The following is a 17,243-nucleotide window of genomic DNA, read 5'->3' as shown; positions in this document are numbered from 1 at the left end:
CCTTCGCGACCTCGCAGGAACTGCAGGCTTCGTCACCTGCTCACACGTTCTCGTCCTCGACCAGCCCGACCTGCACCATCGGCTTCCCCCGCTTCCGGGACACGAAGACGCCCCGCCCCGCCGGCATCGGCCGCGGCCGCACTCCTCCGAGCAGGTCGCCCTCGGCCGGATCACCCGCGAGGACCACACCCTGGGCGCCGAGTTCCTTGATGCGCTGCATGAAGGACTCGTAGCCGGCGCGGCTCGCACCCGCCGTGGAGCGGGCGATGATGAAGCGGACGCCGACGTCGCGGGCGAAGGGCAGGAGTTCCGTCAGGCCCGCCAGCGGGTTGCCGCTCGACGTGGACACGAGGTCGTAGTCGTCGATGACGACGTACACCGTGGGGCCTCGCCACCAACTGCGGTTGCGCAACTGCTCCGGGGTCACGTCGGCCGTCGGGGTGCGGCGCTGCATCAGTTCGGACAGGGCGTCCATGTGGTGCTGCATCTGGTTCGACATCGGAATGTAGGCCGCCAGGTGGGACTCCGGGGTCACCCCGAGGAGCGAACGCCGGTTGTCCACGACGAAGAGCTTGCAGGTGTTGCCGTCGTAGCGCTCGGTGAGCCGCTTGATCAGCAGCTTCAGCAGGTTCGACTTGCCGGACTCGCTCTCACCGAACACCAGGAAGAACGGGTCCTGTTCGAAGTCCACGAACACCGGCTCGAGGTTGTCCTCGTCGAGGGCGAAGGAGATGCCGCGGTGGGGGAAACGGTCGCCCGGGGGCAGTTGGGCCGCCGGGAGCTCGCGGGGGAGGAGGCGTACCTCGGGTGCGCCGGGTTCCTGCCAGTGGCGGGTGACCTCGGCGGCGAGGGCGGTCGTCGCCTCCGCGAGGTCCGTGTCGGAGGAGAGGCCGTCGATGCGGGGGACCGCCGCCATGAAGTGCTGCTTGTGCGGGGTCTGACCGCGCCCGGGGACCCCGGTGGGGACGTTGGCCGCCACCTTGCGGTCGATCTCGGAGTCCATGGGGTCGCCGAGCCGCAGTTCGAGGCGGTTCATCAGGTGGTCCTTGAGGTTGGCGCGGACCTCCATCGAGCGCGACGCCGTGATGATCACGTGGATGCCGTAGCCGAGGCCGCGGGCGGCGATGTCCAGGACCAGCGGCTCCAGGGCCTCGTAGTCCGTGCGGAAGTTGCCCCAGCCGTCGATGACCAGGAAGACGTCGCCCCAGGGCTGGTCGGTCACCGAGATGTCGCCCCGGGCGCGGCGGGAGCGGAACTCGGCGATGGAGGAGATGCCCGAGGAGCGGAAGTACTCCTCGCGGCGGGTCATGATGCCGTACACCTCGGCGGCCGTACGCCGGACCTTCTCGGGGTCCAGGCGCGAGGCGACACCGCCCACGTGCGGCAGGCCGGCCACCGCGGCCATGCCGCCACCGCCGAAGTCCAGGCCGTAGAACTGCACTTCCCGCGGGGTGTGGGTGAGTGCGAAAGCCGCGATGATCGAGCGCACCAGCGTGGACTTGCCGGACTGCGGGCCGCCGATGATCTGCATGTGGCCGGCGGCGCCGCCGAAGTCGACCATCAGCGGGTCGCGCCGCTGCTCGTAGGGCTTGTCGATGAGACCGGCCGGGATGACGAGGCGGCCCGCGCCCTCGTAGCCCGGCTGGGTCATGCCGCGGCCGGGCACCGGGGCGAGCCCCGGCAGCAGCGCGTCGAGCGACGGCGGGCTGTCCAGCGGGGGCAGCCATACCTGGTGCGCGGCCGGCCCCTGCGCCTCCAGACGCCGCACGATCACGTCGAGCACGGTGTCGGCGAGCGCGTCGTCCTGCCGTTCTTCGGGCGAGTCCTGGCGCTGCTGCGGGATCGGCGCGTACTGCACCGGCACCTCGGCCGCCGTGAAGAGGACCGGCCTGCGGTCGACGGGCATCGGGCCGCCGAGCGCCGCGGCCTGCTGCGAACTCGTCCGATGCACCCCGGAGACGTACGCCGCCTTGAAGCGCACCATTTCGTCCGTGCCGAACTTCAGGAAACCGGAACCCGGGATGTTCGGCAGCTCGTAGGCGTCCGGGACGCCGAGCGCGGCGCGTGACTCGGCCGCAGAGAACGTCCGCAGACCGATCCGGTACGACAGGTAGGTCTCGAGGCCCCTCAGCCGGCCCTCCTCCAGACGCTGCGAGGCCAGCAGCAGATGCACGCCGAGCGAACGGCCGATGCGGCCGATCTGCACGAACATCTCGATGAAGTCCGGCTTGGCGGTGAGCAGTTCGCTGAACTCGTCGATCACCAGGACCAGCGACGGGATCGGCTGGAGGGGTGCGCCCGCCGCCCGGGCCTTCTCGTAGTCGTGGATGTTCGCGTAGTTGCCCGCGTCGCGCAGCATCTCCTGACGGCGGTTGAGCTCACCTCGGATCGAGTCACCCATGCGGTCGACGAGGGTCAGGTCGTCCGCGAGGTTGGTGATCACGGCCGCCACGTGCGGCAGTTGGGCCATGCCCGCGAACGTGGCACCACCCTTGAAGTCGGCGAGGACGAAGTTCAGCGTCTCGGAGGAGTGGGTCACCGCGAGACCGAGAACCAGCGTACGCAGCAGCTCCGACTTGCCGGAACCGGTCGCACCGACGCACAGGCCGTGTGGCCCCATGCCCTCCTGCGCCGCCTCCTTGAGGTCGAGCATCACGGGCCGGCCGTCCTCGCCGAGGCCGATCGGCACGCGCAGCCGTTCCGACTGCGAGCGCGGCCGCCACGTCCGTTTCGGGTCGACGGAGGCCGCGTCGCCCAGGTTCAGCAGATCCGTGAACTCCAGGTTGGCGAGCAGCGGTTCGTCGTCGTCACCGCCCGACGCCACCCGCAGCGGGGCCAGTTGGCGGGCGAGAGCCTCCGCGGCCTCGTACGACAGGACGTCCGGCGTCCCCTCGTAGACCATGCCGTGCGCCGACTCCAGGCGCAGCTCGTCGGGATGGACGATGACGGAGAGGTCGCCGCGGCCGGTGGTGAGGTCGCCCGGCACGACCTCCAGGACCGTCACGCCCTGCAGGCCCTCGGGACTGGCCAGCAACGACGAGGGCGGAAGGGAGATGCCGTCGAGCACGACCACCAGGTGCGGTTGCTCGGCGACGGGTGGTCCATCGGGATGGAAGCGAGGGCGGCCCTGCAGACGGGAGGCGAGCCGGTCCTCCAGCTCCACCGGGTCGGTGGTGATCAGGCGCATGCTGCCGGCGCCGTCGGCCAGGCCCGGGGCCTGCACGTGCGGCAGCCACTTCGCCCACTCCCACTCGGGCGCCGACGCGCGCCCGGTGACGACGGCGATGACCAGGTCCTCGGGGGAGTGCAGCGAGGCGAGGGAGGCGGAGACGGCACGGGCGGTGCCGCGCACGGCGTCCGGCTCGCCGCTGATCGTCACGTGGTAGAAGGCGCGCAGCGACACCGCCATCGGCAGGTCGTCGAGGGTGCTGTGCGTGGCCATGAAACGCTGCATGGCGCCCGCGGTCAGCGGCTCCAGCTCGTCCACCGGGGCGGTCTGCGGCGGGATCAGGGGAGTGGCCAGGGCCTGCGGGCCGAGACCCACCCGCACCTGCCCGAAGTCCTCGTCACCCGTGCGTCGTTCCCACACCCGGCTGCCCTCGGCGACCAGCGCCCACAGTTGCTCCGGTGAAGGATGCAGGTAGTACTGGGCGTCGCGCTGGGCCTTCGCGGTGCCCAGGGCGGAGCGCCGGGTCTGGGACAGGTAGCGGAGGTAGTCACGGCGCATGTCGGCCATCTGCCCCTGGTTGCCGCGTCGGTAGCGGACGAGCATCGAGATGCCCATGGCGATCGTCGAGGCCACCATCACCAGGCCCATGATCTTCATGAAGGGCTGGGCCTGGGGGTTGAAGAAGAACACCACGGACCCGCCCATGCCGAGCATGGGCAGGAGCTGCATCAGAGCGCCTTCCTGCTGCCCGCGCGGAAGTTCCGGCGGAGCTTGCAGTACGACCTCGTCCGTGGGCACTTCCTTCGGCAGTGCCCGCGGCGGGCGCTTGACGACGATGTGGCTCACTACGCACCAATTCCCTTGCCGGACCGAGATTTCTCGTCCGCCGCCCCGTGTCAGACGGACGTCGATCGCGAAGCGCGATCCTACTGACAACGGCTGACGACGTCGGGCGGTAGGGTGCCGAGGAGACGGGTGAGCAGTTGCGAATCGTTCCGGGAAAACCCGGGCAATCCGCAACGGTCCGAAGCAAGTGCGTCCCCGTAAACCCCGGATGCGACCGCTCGGTTGTCGGGTAGAGGGGACGGCAACGCACAACCTACACAGGATTTTTACGGGCGGAAGGTGCGGAGCGCACGTTGACCGCCTCACCACCGACGAGGGGGAACATCAGGTGAGCATGACGGCCTCCGCGCCGGCCGGCGCGACCGGTGGACCGGGCACCGCGGTTTCCGGGTCGGGCATGGGATTCGGCTTCTGCCGGGTCACCATCGTGGCGCCCGACAGCCGTATCGACGTGGCGTTGCCCGACGACGTACCGGTCGCCGACCTGTACCCGGAGATCCTTCGCCTGTCCCAGCAGGACCCCGCCGAGGGCGCGCCGGTCGGCTACCACCTCGTACGGCGTGACGGCACCGTCCTCGACGGGGCCCGGTCCTTCACGGCGCAGCGCATCCTCGACGGCGAGTTGCTCACCCTGCGCCCGTTCGCCGAATCGCTGCCGCCCGCCGTCGTCGACGACGTCTCCGAGGCGGTGGCCTCCGCCGTCACCCGCGACCGCGCCCTGTGGAGCGGCGACCTCACCCGTGCCGCCGGTCTCGTCGCGGGCGGCATCCTGCCCGCGCTGCTCGCGTTCGTGGCCTGGAGCTCCCAGATCCGCCACGACATGAACAGCCTGCAGGGCATCATCGCGGGCGTCGCCGGCGTCCTCCTGATCACCATCGCGTGTGTACGCGCGCGTGTGTACGACGACCGGGGCTCCGCCGTCGCACTGGGACTGGGTGCCCTGCCGAACGTCGCCGTGGCCGGTTCGGGGCTGCTGCCGCTCTCCGACGGCCAGGGCATCGGACGGCTTCAGTTCCTGCTCGCCTGCACCGCGGTCCTCGTCGCCTCCCTGGTGCTCACCCTGGTGTCGCCGGGCGGCGACGGGCCCTTCGTGGCGTTCCTCTTCGCCTCCGCCATCGGTCTGGTCACCACCTTCATCGCGATCCTCACCGAGCTGAAGCCCATCGAGACGGCCGCCGTCTGCGCCCCGCTGTCCGTCGTCGCGCTGGCCTTCCTGCCGGGCCTGTCCATGCGCTTCGCACGGCTGCCCATCGGCTTCGAACCGCCCAACCCCTCCCGCGGCGGCTACGACACCGGCGAGCCCGCCCGGCACGAGCCCGTGGACGCCGAGCGCGTGGCCGCCCAGGCCCGGCGCGGCCACGAACTCCTCGTCGGCCTCGTCGGGGGCTGCGCCCTCGTCGCGGTGGGCGCGTCGATCGTCCTCGGCTTCTCCAGCAACACCTGGGCCCAGCTCCTGGCCCTCGCGACCGGTGTGGCGATGCTGATGCGGGCACACCTATTCCGTTACACCGCGCAGGTCGGCGCCACCCTGGCCGCGGGTCTCGCCGCGATCGTCTTCCTCGGCCTGGGGCTCGCCCTGAACCCGCCCCGGGGCTATGTGATCGAGGCCCTCCAGGGCGACGCGAACGCCCTGGACATCCGCAGCGTCTGGCTCGCCGCGGCGGTCGGCGCGGCCACCGTCCTGGTCACCGCGATCGGCCTGATCACCCCACGGCGCGGTCTCACCCCCTTCTGGGGGCGCTTCCTGGAGGTCGCCGAGAGCTTCGTCCTGCTGACGCTTATCCCGCTCGCGCTGGCCGTGTTCGACGTGTACGCGCAGGCTCGGGCGATGACCAGCTAGAGGCCGCAGCCAGAGGGGACAGCCAAAGGGCGGCACGCACGCGTGCCGCCCTTTCTCTACGGTTGGCTCACTCCGCCGCGAGCCCCCCGTTGTGCGGCGCCGGTTCCAGGTCGAACTCCCCGTCCCGCGCCCCCAGGACGAACGCCCGCCACTCCGCCTCCGTGTACCGCAGGACGGTCTCCGGGTCGAGGGAGGACCGCATGGCCACCGCGCCTTCGGGGAGGTACGCGATCTCGACCCGCTCCTCGTGCTCCTCCGTGCCCGGCGCGCAGTGCCACTCGACGCCGGAGATGTCGAGCGCGTACAGCTCGTCCCGCTCCCGTTCCTTGCGTGCCTTGAGTTCCTCGGCGTCGGCCATCGTGACCAGGTCCTTCCTTCAGTACCAGTGAGCTGTACCAACGAGCTGCGCAGACACCCTACTTGTCATTGTTGTCCCAGCTCAGACGTTTGCCGATGTCCACTCGTGACGGAGCGTGGCGACGCCGTCGCGGCCGCCGGCCCTCGCCCGGAGCGCACCTGGCGCCCCTGTCAGGAGTGCGCGTCGACCCTGGTACCCTGAGTGACGGCCGTTCGTGTACGCACCCTCGGAGCCACGCGGGCACCCCCTGCGGGCGCTGGAGGCCGCGCCGGCGGATCCCGGGCTCCCGAGTAACGGAAGCTCCCCGAGATGAAGACCGGGGGCACTCGGTGGCCACTCACAGACTACGAGGAGTACGCGTGTCGCTCGACGCCGCTACGAAGAAGCAGATCATCTCCGAGTTCGGTACCCAGGAGGGTGACACCGGCTCCCCCGAGGTCCAGGTCGCTCTGCTGTCCCGTCGGATCTCCGACCTGACGGAGCACCTCAAGACCCACAAGCACGACCACCACTCCCGCCGCGGCCTGCTGATCCTGGTCGGTCAGCGCCGTCGCCTGCTGCAGTACCTGGCGAAGAAGGACATCCAGCGCTTCCGTGCGCTGGTCGACCGCCTCGGCATCCGCCGTGGTGCGGCGGGCGCCAAGTAAGACGCCGTGAAGGGAGCGGTTCCCGGAAGGATCGGGGGCCGCTCCCTTTGCCGTACGTGCGGAAACGTGCAGAGTGTCCCTGGCGCTTTGTAGTGTGGTAGCACAACGCAATACGGACGACACGGCACGACAACAGAGCACGACAACAGAGCACGACAACAGAGCACGACAACGAAATGGAGAAGCGCACCGCGCCGCCGCCGGTCCTCGGTAGTGGCCCCCGGGGGGAGCCCCGGGTGCTTCGATCGAAGACCGGCCCGCACCAGACGGAGCGCTTTTCCGCCACCGTCCCCCCGCCACACGGGCGAGGAGGGACGAAGACGAGGAGAAGACGCTAGTGGAGAACGAGACCCACTACGCCGAGGCCGTCATCGACAACGGCGCCTTCGGCACCCGCACCATCCGCTTCGAGACGGGCCGCCTGGCCAAGCAGGCCGCCGGCTCCGCCGTGGCGTACCTGGACGACGACACCATGGTGCTGTCGGCCACCACCGCCTCCAAGAACCCCAAGGACCAGCTCGACTTCTTCCCGCTGACGGTCGACGTCGAGGAGCGCATGTACGCGGCCGGGAAGATCCCCGGTTCCTTCTTCCGCCGTGAGGGCCGGCCGAGCGAGGACGCGATCCTCACCTGCCGTCTGATCGACCGTCCGCTGCGCCCGTCCTTCAAGAAGGGCCTGCGCAACGAGATCCAGGTCGTCGCCACGATCATGGCGCTCAACCCCGACCACCTGTACGACGTCGTGGCGATCAACGCCGCTTCCGCGTCCACCCAGCTGGCCGGTCTGCCCTTCTCCGGTCCGATCGGCGGCGTCCGCGTCGCGCTGATCCGCGGCCAGTGGGTGGCGTTCCCGACGCACACCGAGCTCGAGGACGCCGCCTTCGACATGGTGGTCGCCGGCCGCGTCCTGGAGGACGGCGACGTCGCGATCATGATGGTCGAGGCCGAGGCCACCGAGAAGACCATCAAGCTGGTCGAGGGCGGCGCCGAGGCGCCCACCGAGGAGGTCGTCGCCGCCGGTCTGGAGGCCGCGAAGCCCTTCATCAAGGTGCTGTGCCGGGCCCAGGCCGACCTCGCGTCCAAGGCCGCCAAGCCGACCGGCGAGTTCCCGATCTTCCTGGACTACCAGGACGACGTCTTCGAGGCCCTGACGGCCGCGGTCCGTCCCGAGCTCGCCCAGGCGCTCACCATCGCGGGCAAGCAGGAGCGCGAGAGCGAGCTGGACCGCGTCAAGCAGCTCGCCGCCGAGAAGCTCCTGCCGGAGTTCGAGGGCCGAGAGAAGGAAATCTCCGCCGCGTACCGCTCCCTGACCAAGGCCCTGGTGCGTGAGCGCGTCATCAAGGAGAAGAAGCGCATCGACGGCCGCGGTGTCACCGACATCCGCACGCTGGCCGCCGAGGTCGAGGCCATCCCGCGGGTGCACGGCTCCGCGGTGTTCGAGCGTGGCGAGACCCAGATCCTGGGCGTCACCACCCTCAACATGCTCCGCATGGAGCAGCAGCTGGACACCCTCTCCCCGGTGACCCGCAAGCGCTACATGCACAACTACAACTTCCCGCCGTACTCCACCGGCGAGACCGGCCGCGTCGGTTCCCCGAAGCGCCGCGAGATCGGCCACGGCGCCCTCGCCGAGCGCGCCCTCGTGCCGGTGCTGCCGACGCGCGAGGAGTTCCCCTACGCGATCCGCCAGGTCTCCGAGGCGCTGAGCTCCAACGGCTCGACGTCCATGGGCTCGGTCTGCGCCTCCACCATGTCGCTGCTGAACGCCGGTGTGCCCCTGAAGGCCCCGGTCGCCGGCATCGCCATGGGCCTGATCTCCCAGGAGATCGAGGGCGAGACGCACTACGTCACCCTCACCGACATCCTCGGTGCCGAGGACGCCTTCGGCGACATGGACTTCAAGGTCGCCGGCACGAAGGACTTCGTGACCGCCCTCCAGCTCGACACCAAGCTGGACGGCATCCCGGCCTCCGTCCTGGCCGCGGCGCTGAAGCAGGCCCGCGACGCCCGTCTCCACATCCTCGACGTGATGATGGAAGCGATCGACAAGCCGGACGAGATGTCCCCGAACGCGCCGCGGATCATCACCGTGAAGATCCCGGTCGACAAGATCGGTGAGGTCATCGGCCCCAAGGGCAAGATGATCAACCAGATCCAGGAGGACACCGGCGCCGAGATCACCATCGAGGACGACGGCACGATCTACATCGGCGCCTCCGACGGCCCGGCCGCCGAGGCCGCCCGCGCCACGATCAACGGCATCGCCAACCCGACGATGCCCGAGGTCGGCGAGCGCTACCTGGGTACGGTCGTCAAGACGACCACCTTCGGCGCGTTCGTCTCCCTGCTGCCCGGCAAGGACGGTCTGCTGCACATCTCGCAGATCCGCAAGCTCGCCGGCGGCAAGCGCGTGGAGAACGTCGAGGACGTCCTCGGTGTGGGCCAGAAGGTCCAGGTCGAGATCGCCGAGATCGACTCCCGCGGCAAGCTCTCCCTCGTTCCGGTGATCGAGGGCGAGGAAGACGCCGCCGACAGCGGCTCCGAGACGAAGAAGGACGACGCCGAGCAGTGACGTCCCGTAGCTCCAAGGCGACGGCCCGCACCTCTTCCGAGGCGCGGGCCGTCGCCCGTACCCAAACCCTCATCAAGGGCACCAGCGGCATCGGCACGGTCCGCAAGACCACCCTCCCCGGTGGCCTGCGCATCGTCACCGAGACCCTGCCCTCCGTCCGCTCCGCCACCTTCGGCATCTGGGCGCACGTCGGCTCCCGCGACGAGACGCCGTCCCTGAACGGCGCCACGCACTACCTGGAGCACTTGCTCTTCAAGGGCACGCAGCGCCGCTCCGCCCTGGACATCTCCGCCGCCATCGACGCCGTCGGCGGCGAGATGAACGCGTTCACGGCGAAGGAGTACACGTGCTACTACGCGCGCGTGCTCGACACCGACCTGCCGCTCGCCATAGACGTGGTCTGCGACATGCTGACCGGCTCGCTGATCCTCGAAGAGGACGTCAACGTCGAGCGCGGCGCGATCCTCGAAGAGATCGCCATGACCGAGGACGACCCGGGCGACTGCGTGCACGACCTGTTCGCGCACACGATGTTCGGCGACAACCCCCTCGGCCGTCCCGTCCTCGGCACGGTCGACACGGTCAACGCCCTCACCGCCGACCGCATCCGCCGCTTCTACAAGAAGCACTACGACCCCACCCACCTCGTGGTCGCGTGCGCCGGAAACGTCGACCACAACAAGGTCGTACGACAGGTCCGCGCCGCCTTCGAGAAGGCGGGCGCCTTCAACGGCGACAGCGCCACTCCCGTCGCCCCCCGGGGTGGCCGGCGCGGCCTCCGCACAGCGGGCCGCCTCGAGCTGCTCAGCCGCAAGACCGAGCAGGCGCACGTCGTCCTCGGCATGCCCGGCATCGCCCGCACGGACGACCGTCGCTGGGCCATGGGGGTACTGAACGCGGCACTCGGCGGCGGCATGTCCTCCCGCCTGTTCCAGGAGGTCCGCGAGAAGCGCGGCCTGGCCTACAGCGTGTACTCGTACACCTCCGGCTTCGCCGACTGCGGCCTGTTCGGCGTGTACGCGGGCTGCCGCCCGAGCCAGGTGCACGACGTGCTGAAGATCTGCCGGGACGAACTCGACCACGTGGCCGGGCACGGTCTGTCCGACGACGAGATCGGCCGCGCCATCGGCCAGCTGCAGGGCTCCACGGTCCTCGGCCTCGAGGACACCGGCGCGCTGATGAACCGTATCGGCAAGAGCGAGCTGTGCTGGGGCGAGCAGATGTCCGTCGACGACATGCTGGCCCACATAGCGGCGGTCACCCCGGACGAGGTACGCGCGGTGGCGCGCGACATCCTGGGACAGCGCCCGTCGCTGTCGGTCATCGGCCCGCTGAAGGACAAGCAGGCCGCACGGCTGCACGAAGCCGTGGCGTGAATCCCTCCGCCATCCCTCGCTAAGGAAGCAACAGACATGAGCAAGCTGCGTGTGGCGGTCCTCGGAGCCAAGGGACGCATCGGTTCCGAGGCGGTACGGGCCGTCGAGGCCGCCGAGGACATGGAGCTGGTCGCCGCCCTCGGCCGGGGCGACAAGCTGGAGACCCTGGCGGAGACCGGAGCCCAGGTCGCGGTCGAGCTGACCACCCCGGCCTCGGTGATGGACAACCTCGACTTCTGCGTGCGCCACGGCATCCACGCGGTCGTCGGTACGACGGGCTGGACCGACGACCGCGTCGCCCGGCTGACGGAGCGGCTGGCCCAGTCCCCGGAGACCGGCGTGCTCATCGCGCCGAACTTCTCCATCGGGGCCGTGCTGACGATGAAGTTCGCGCAGATCGCCGCGCCGTACTTCGAGTCCGTCGAGGTCGTCGAGCTGCACCACCCGAAGAAGGTGGACGCCCCCAGCGGCACCGCCACCCGCACCGCCCAGCTCATCGCCGAGGCCCGCCGCCAGGCCGGCACCGCGCCGGCTCCGGACGCCACGGCGACCGCCCTGGACGGCGCCCGCGGGGCGAATGTGGACGGTGTCCCCGTGCACGCCGTCCGCCTGCGCGGTCTGCTGGCCCACCAGGAGGTGCTGCTGGGCGGCGAGGGGGAGACCCTCACCATCCGCCACGACTCCCTCCACCACAGCAGCTTCATGCCGGGCATCCTGCTCGGCGTGCGCCGCGTGGTCACCACTCCGGGCCTGACCTTCGGCCTGGAGCACTTCCTGGACCTCGGGTGACACGGGGCCTGCCGACATGCGCGCGAAGATCTCCTACACCGTCACGGCCGCCGTCCTGGTCTTCTACTTCGTCCTGGTCGGCAGCCGCGGCGTCATGCTCATCCAGTCCGGCACGGTCCTCACCGTCACCTTCGGGGTCGCGGTCCTGATCCTGCCGGTGATCGGCCTGTGGTTCCTGTGGAAGAACACCCAGTTCGTCCGCAAGGCCAACCAGCTCGCCGCCGAACTCGACGCCGAGGGCGGGCTGCCCGTCGACGAGCTGAAGCGCACCCCCGGCGGCCGCATCGACCGCGACTCTGCCGACGAGGTCTTCGCCAAGCGCAAGGCCGAGACGGAGGCGGCCCCCGACGACTGGCGCAGCTGGTTCCGCCTCGCCGTCGCCTACCACGACGCCCGCGACACCCCGCGCGCCCGCAAGGCGATGCAACGGGCGATCGCCCTGCACGACGGCAAAGCCGTCCAGGTCTGAGCCGTACGCCGACGCGAAGGGGGCCGGTCCGCACCGCTGCGGACCGGCCCCCTTCACGTTGTTCCTCGGAACCAGCAGGTCAGCCCCGCGCGTACTCCGCCGCCCACACCTGCACCGCGCCCGCCGCCCGGTCGAAGGCGGAGACCCGGGCGAGGAAGTCCAGGCCGTGCGTGGTCAGCAGCGGCGGCGCGTCCTGTGCGCCGCGATCCCTGCGTACGAGGGTCAGCGCCTGCCCCTGCACCGTGCGCGGCAGCCCCAGCCAGCGCACCGGCTGCTGCAACGTGCGCACCGTGACGACCCGCTCCCAGGGAACCGTGCGCGTGTGCAAGAAGCCCACCTGTCGCACCCCACGCCCGCTCACCCACACACCCATGCGCAGCAGCCGCAGGGCGCCGACGATGATCACCAGCGCGATGGCGAAGACCGTCCCGGCGGAGGACGCCGAGCCCGTCAGGGCGATGAGGACCGCGGCGAAGAGCACGAACGAGGCGAGCATCAGGCACAGCGCCGCCACGGCCACGCGCCACGGGCCGGGCCGGTAGGGCCGTCGCCAGCGCTCGCGGTCGTCGTACGGCAGCGCGCTGTCGGATGCCGCCTCGAAGGTGCGGTCGACCGTCAGGAAGGGCAGGGGCATGGCTGGTCCTCACTCAATCCATGCACAAGCTGTGCCCGGTGAGGCTATCCGCCTGTGTCCCTGCCCACCACCCGAGGGGGTCCGGAAGGGTCAGTGCCCCTGCGACGCCTGTGACTGCTGGGTCTGCGTGGCGGTCGGGGTCGACAGCGCCGGCATGCCGATGACCAGGGAGCCCACCAGCCCCGCGATGATGGTCAGGGCCAGCAGCCAGCGCCCGGCTATCTGGCCGGCGGAGGCCCGCTCAGGGGCCGGGGGCGCCACGTTACTGCGGAAACTGTCGGCTTCGGCGAGGAAGGCGAAGGGTACGGGCTCGCGCCGACGGAACATCGGGGTCGCATCTCCTCTTGGGTCGAATCTTGGGTCGAACGGATGTCTCTTAGAGCACAGACGCACGGGTCCCCCAGAAGGTGCCCGCTTGCCCCGGATTCACAGAACTTCACCGAAAAGTCGCGTCCGGGCACCGAACGCCCCGATGTCAGTGCCGGGCCGTAGAGTGGGCGCCGCCCGACAGAAGTAATGGGAAGGACCCTCCGAGCCGTGACCGACACCCCCTCCGACGACCTCAAGCCGAGTTTCCGCAGTGACGTGACCGTCGAGCTGGTCAAGCACGCCGCGTCCGACGCGGACGTGCTGTTCGCCGCCCGTGTCTCCACGGCCGGCGAGCAGTCCCTGGACGAGCTGAACAAGGACCCGGAGCGCTCGAAGGGCCTGATCAACTACCTCATGAGGGACCGGCACGGCAGCCCCTTCGAGCACAACTCGATGACGTTCTTCATCAGCGCCCCGATCTTCGTCTTCCGCGAGTTCATGCGGCACCGGGTGGGCTGGTCGTACAACGAGGAGAGCGGCCGCTACCGCGAGCTGCAGCCGGTCTTCTACGTCCCCGACGAGTCCCGCAAGCTCGTCCAGCAGGGCCGCCCCGGCAAGTACGTCTTCGTCGAGGGCACCCAGGCGCAGCAGGAGCTGGTCGGCCGCGTCATGGAGGACTCCTACCGGCAGGCCTACGAGGCCTACCAGGAGATGCTCGCCGCCGGCGTCGCCCGCGAGGTGGCCCGTTCGGTCCTCCCCGTCGGCCTGTTCTCCTCCATGTACGCCACATGCAACGCCCGCTCCCTGATGCACTTCCTCGGCCTGCGCACCCAGCACGAGCTGGCCAAGGTGCCGTCCTTCCCGCAGCGGGAGATCGAGATGGTCGGCGAACGGATGGAGGCCGAGTGGGCCAAGCTCATGCCGCTCACTTACGCCGCCTTCAACGCCAACGGACGGGTGGCCCCCTAGGGCCTGATCCGTCGGACAGGCCCTGGTCCGACACAGATGTACGGCCAGCCCAGCGAAGTGTCCGTATTGCGGCATTTGGAGAAGTTCATCTAGCCTGATCGAACGGACCCGGCACTGCTTGAACCCCCGAGCAGGCAGTGCCGGGTTCCATATTTGTCCGGACTTCTCCGGTACCCCGTGGGCAGACCACTCACTGAGCAGCGAGTAGCGTGTAAGCCATGGCTCCGACCTCCACTCCGCAGACCCCCTTCGGGCGGGTCCTCACCGCCATGGTCACGCCCTTCACGGCGGACGGCGCACTCGACCTCGACGGCGCGCAGCGGCTCGCCTCGCATCTGGTGGACGCAGGCAACGACGGCCTGATCATCAACGGCACCACCGGCGAGTCCCCCACCACCAGCGACGCGGAGAAAACGGACCTCGTACGAGCCGTACTGGAGGCGGTCGGCGACCGTGCCCACGTCGTGGCCGGTGTCGGCACCAACGACACCCGCCACAGCATCGAGCTGGCCCGCGCCGCCGAGCAGGTGGGCGCCCACGGCCTGCTGGTCGTCACCCCGTACTACAACAAGCCCCCTCAGGAGGGCCTGTACCGGCACTTCAAGGCCGTCGCCGACGCCGCCGAGCTGCCGGTCATGCTGTACGACATCCCCGGCCGCAGCGGCGTCCCCATCAACACCGAGACACTCGTCCGCCTCGCCGAGCACCCGAGAATCGTCGCCAACAAGGACGCCAAGGGCGACCTCGGCCGCGCCAGCTGGGCCATCGCCCAGTCCGGCCTCGCCTGGTACTCCGGCGACGACATGCTCAACCTGCCGCTGCTCTCCGTGGGCGCGGTCGGCTTCGTCTCGGTGGTCGGCCACGTGGTCACACCCGACCTGCGGGCCCTCGTGGAGGCCTTCGTCGCCGGTGACGTCCAGAAGGCGACCGAGATCCATCAGAAGCTGCTCCCGGTGTACACCGGCATGTTCCGCACGCAGGGCGTCATGACCACCAAGGCGGCGCTCGCGCTCCAGGGCCTGCCCGCCGGACCACTGCGCGCCCCCATGGTCGAGCTCACACCGGAAGAGGTCGCCCAGCTCAAGATCGATCTTGCTGCCGGCGGGGTACAGCTCTGACAACAGACTTCGCGCGGCCCGCCGCGCACCAGGGCTCCACAACTGAACACCAACTGAATGAGCGGGCCACCGGTGCCCGCATTCCACAACGACAACTGCTTCTGCACGAACGTCATGCGCGCCACGTGCCCCACCGGTACGTGGCGCGCGTGGTGAGGAGGGTCTTTTGAGTCATCCGCATCCTGAACTGGGTCCGCCCCCACTGCTCCCCGAAGGCGGCCTGCGGGTCACCCCGCTCGGCGGCCTCGGCGAGATCGGCCGGAACATGACGGTCTTCGAGTACGGCGGCCGTCTGTTGATCGTCGACTGCGGAGTGCTCTTCCCCGAGGAGGAGCAGCCCGGAATCGACCTGATCCTGCCGGACTTCTCGTCCATCAGAGACCGCCTCGACGACATCGAGGGCATCGTCCTCACGCACGGCCACGAGGACCACATCGGCGGCGTCCCCTTCCTCCTCCGCGAGAAGCCGGACATCCCGCTGATCGGCTCCAAGCTGACCCTCGCGCTCATCGAGGCCAAGCTCCAGGAGCACCGCATCCGTCCGTACACCCTCGAGGTGGCGGAGGGGAACCGGGAGCGCATCGGTCCCTTCGACTGCGAGTTCGTCGCGGTCAACCACTCCATCCCCGACGCGCTGGCCGTCGCCATCCGCACACCCGCCGGCATGGTGGTCCACACCGGCGACTTCAAGATGGACCAGCTCCCGCTGGACAACCGTCTGACCGACCTGCACGCGTTCGCGCGGCTGAGCGAGGAGGGCATCGACCTCCTCCTCGCCGACTCGACGAACGCCGAGGTCCCGGGGTTCGTCCCGCCCGAGCGGGACATCTCCAACGTCCTGCGCCAGGTCTTCGCGGGCGCCCGCAAGCGGATCATCGTGGCGAGCTTCGCCAGCCACGTCCACCGCATCCAGCAGATTCTGGACGCGGCGCACGAGTACGGCCGCCGGGTCGCCTTCGTCGGCCGCTCGATGGTCCGCAACATGGGCATCGCCCGGGACCTGGGCTACCTCAAGGTGCCGCCGGGTCTGGTGGTCGACGTCAGGACGCTCGACGACCTCCCGGACCACGAGGTGGTTTTGGTCTGCACGGGCTCCCAGGGCGAGCCGATGGCCGCGCTCTCCCGCATGGCCAACCGCGACCACCAGATCAGGATCGTGGAGGGTGACACCGTCATCCTGGCGTCGTCGCTGATCCCCGGGAACGAGAACGCGGTGTACCGCGTGATCAACGGCCTGACCCGCTGGGGCGCGAACGTCGTCCACAAGGGCAACGCCAAGGTGCACGTTTCCGGCCACGCCTCCGCGGGCGAGCTGCTGTACTTCTACAACATCTGCCGGCCCAAGAACCTGATGCCGGTGCACGGCGAATGGCGCCACCTGCGGGCCAACGCCGAGCTGGGCGCCCTCACCGGAGTCCCGCACGACCGGATCGTGATCGCCGAGGACGGCGTCGTCGTCGATCTCGTCGAGGGCAAGGCGAAGATCTCCGGCAAGGTCCAGGCCGGTTACGTGTACGTCGACGGCCTCTCCGTCGGTGACGTGGGCGAGCCGGCCTTGAAGGACCGGAAGATCCTCGGCGACGAGGGCATCATCTCGGTCTTCGTCGTCATGGACTCGTCCACCGGAAAGATCACCGGCGGCCCGCACATCCAGGCCCGCGGTTCCGGCATCGAGGACTCCGCCTTCGCGGACGTCGTCCCCAGGATCACGGAAGTGCTCGAGCGGTCCGCCCAGGACGGTGTCGTGGAGCCCCACCAGCTCCAGCAGCTCGTCCGCCGGACTCTCGGCAAGTGGGTCTCGGACACGTATCGCCGCAGGCCGATGATCCTGCCCGTCGTCGTGGAGGTCTGACCCGCGTACGACCCCTCGTAGGCGTGAACCCGGACCGGGGTGCCTCGATTTGCATCGAGGCACCCCGCTCCAGTACGTTTACGGCTCCGCCCGATCGGGAACCCAAGTGCTTCATGCGCTGCATGTCGGTCTCCCGGGCCGGGCGGAAAATCCGACTCGGAACTTCTGATAAAGTCGGATCCGCCGGAAAGGGAAACCGCGAGAGCGGGAAACCTGGAAAGCACCGAGGAAATCGGATCGAGAAAAGATCTGATAGAGTCGGAAACGCAAGACCGAAGGGAAGCGCCCGGAGGAA

General features: G+C 69.6%; 13 protein-coding genes. 9 read left to right on the top strand and 4 right to left on the bottom strand.

Going from position 1 to position 17,243, the window contains the following annotated elements; genetic code table 11:
- Positions 1 to 40: 40 nt before the first annotated feature.
- Positions 41 to 4,015, bottom strand: coding sequence for a type VII secretion protein EccCa (gene eccCa, locus ACFYZQ_RS38855; RefSeq protein WP_389158727.1), 3,975 nt, complete (start codon positions 4,013 to 4,015; stop codon positions 41 to 43).
- Between the two features lie 334 nt (positions 4,016 to 4,349).
- Here eccCa and eccD point away from each other — a divergent pair, with 334 nt between their 5' ends.
- On the top strand, positions 4,350 to 5,855 hold the full coding sequence (gene eccD / locus ACFYZQ_RS38850) for a type VII secretion integral membrane protein EccD (RefSeq protein ID WP_389158724.1): 1,506 nt from the start codon (positions 4,350 to 4,352) through the stop codon (positions 5,853 to 5,855).
- 67 nt (positions 5,856 to 5,922) lie between these two features.
- Here eccD and ACFYZQ_RS38845 read toward each other — a convergent pair whose 3' ends face one another.
- Positions 5,923 to 6,213: a DUF397 domain-containing protein gene (locus ACFYZQ_RS38845; protein WP_389158721.1), complete on the bottom strand. Its 291-nt coding sequence runs from the start codon at positions 6,211 to 6,213 to the stop codon at positions 5,923 to 5,925.
- A gap of 359 nt (positions 6,214 to 6,572) precedes the next feature.
- Between ACFYZQ_RS38845 and rpsO the strand changes: the two genes are divergently transcribed.
- From rpsO to ACFYZQ_RS38820, 5 genes are all read left to right on the top strand, one after another.
- Positions 6,573 to 6,860, top strand: a complete 288-nt coding sequence (gene rpsO, locus ACFYZQ_RS38840; RefSeq protein ID WP_133047446.1) for a 30S ribosomal protein S15 — start codon at positions 6,573 to 6,575, stop codon at positions 6,858 to 6,860.
- Between the two features lie 337 nt (positions 6,861 to 7,197).
- Positions 7,198 to 9,432, top strand: coding sequence for a polyribonucleotide nucleotidyltransferase (locus ACFYZQ_RS38835; protein ID WP_389158718.1), 2,235 nt, complete (start codon positions 7,198 to 7,200; stop codon positions 9,430 to 9,432).
- Positions 9,429 to 10,808: a M16 family metallopeptidase gene (locus ACFYZQ_RS38830; protein ID WP_389158715.1), complete on the top strand. Its 1,380-nt coding sequence runs from the start codon at positions 9,429 to 9,431 to the stop codon at positions 10,806 to 10,808. The genes ACFYZQ_RS38835 and ACFYZQ_RS38830 overlap by 4 nt, the downstream gene beginning before the upstream one ends.
- Before the next feature lie 36 nt (positions 10,809 to 10,844).
- Complete coding sequence (dapB, locus tag ACFYZQ_RS38825) at positions 10,845 to 11,597, top strand: 4-hydroxy-tetrahydrodipicolinate reductase (RefSeq protein ID WP_389158712.1); 753 nt, start codon at positions 10,845 to 10,847, stop codon at positions 11,595 to 11,597.
- A gap of 16 nt (positions 11,598 to 11,613) precedes the next feature.
- The gene (locus tag ACFYZQ_RS38820; protein ID WP_389158709.1) at positions 11,614 to 12,066 is read left to right on the top strand and encodes a hypothetical protein; all 453 of its coding nucleotides are present in this window, start codon (positions 11,614 to 11,616) and stop codon (positions 12,064 to 12,066) included.
- A 79-nt stretch (positions 12,067 to 12,145) separates the two neighbouring features.
- Here ACFYZQ_RS38820 and ACFYZQ_RS38815 read toward each other — a convergent pair whose 3' ends face one another.
- Together ACFYZQ_RS38815 and ACFYZQ_RS38810 are read right to left on the bottom strand one after the other, a co-directional pair.
- Positions 12,146 to 12,700, bottom strand: a complete 555-nt coding sequence (locus ACFYZQ_RS38815; protein WP_389158707.1) for a hypothetical protein — start codon at positions 12,698 to 12,700, stop codon at positions 12,146 to 12,148.
- 90 nt (positions 12,701 to 12,790) lie between these two features.
- Entirely contained in the window at positions 12,791 to 13,027 is a 237-nt protein-coding gene (locus tag ACFYZQ_RS38810) for a hypothetical protein (protein WP_389158704.1), read from the bottom strand.
- A 210-nt stretch (positions 13,028 to 13,237) separates the two neighbouring features.
- Here ACFYZQ_RS38810 and thyX point away from each other — a divergent pair, with 210 nt between their 5' ends.
- From thyX to ACFYZQ_RS38795, 3 genes are all read left to right on the top strand, one after another.
- A complete protein-coding gene (gene thyX, locus ACFYZQ_RS38805; protein ID WP_389158701.1) occupies positions 13,238 to 13,978 on the top strand; it encodes an FAD-dependent thymidylate synthase in 741 nt (246 codons plus the stop codon).
- 218 nt (positions 13,979 to 14,196) lie between these two features.
- Positions 14,197 to 15,096: a 4-hydroxy-tetrahydrodipicolinate synthase gene (gene dapA, locus ACFYZQ_RS38800; protein WP_389158698.1), complete on the top strand. Its 900-nt coding sequence runs from the start codon at positions 14,197 to 14,199 to the stop codon at positions 15,094 to 15,096.
- A 166-nt stretch (positions 15,097 to 15,262) separates the two neighbouring features.
- Positions 15,263 to 16,948 carry a ribonuclease J gene (locus ACFYZQ_RS38795; protein ID WP_389158695.1) on the top strand — a complete coding sequence of 562 codons (1,686 nt, stop codon included), beginning with the start codon at positions 15,263 to 15,265 and terminating at the stop codon, positions 16,946 to 16,948.
- The last annotated feature ends 295 nt before the right edge of the window (positions 16,949 to 17,243 follow it).

The sequence above is a fragment of the Streptomyces sp. NPDC001843 genome (assembly GCF_042891955.1).
Classification (GTDB): Bacteria; Actinomycetota; Actinomycetes; order Streptomycetales; family Streptomycetaceae; genus Streptomyces.
This window is presented reverse-complemented; position numbering and strand designations above follow the sequence as displayed.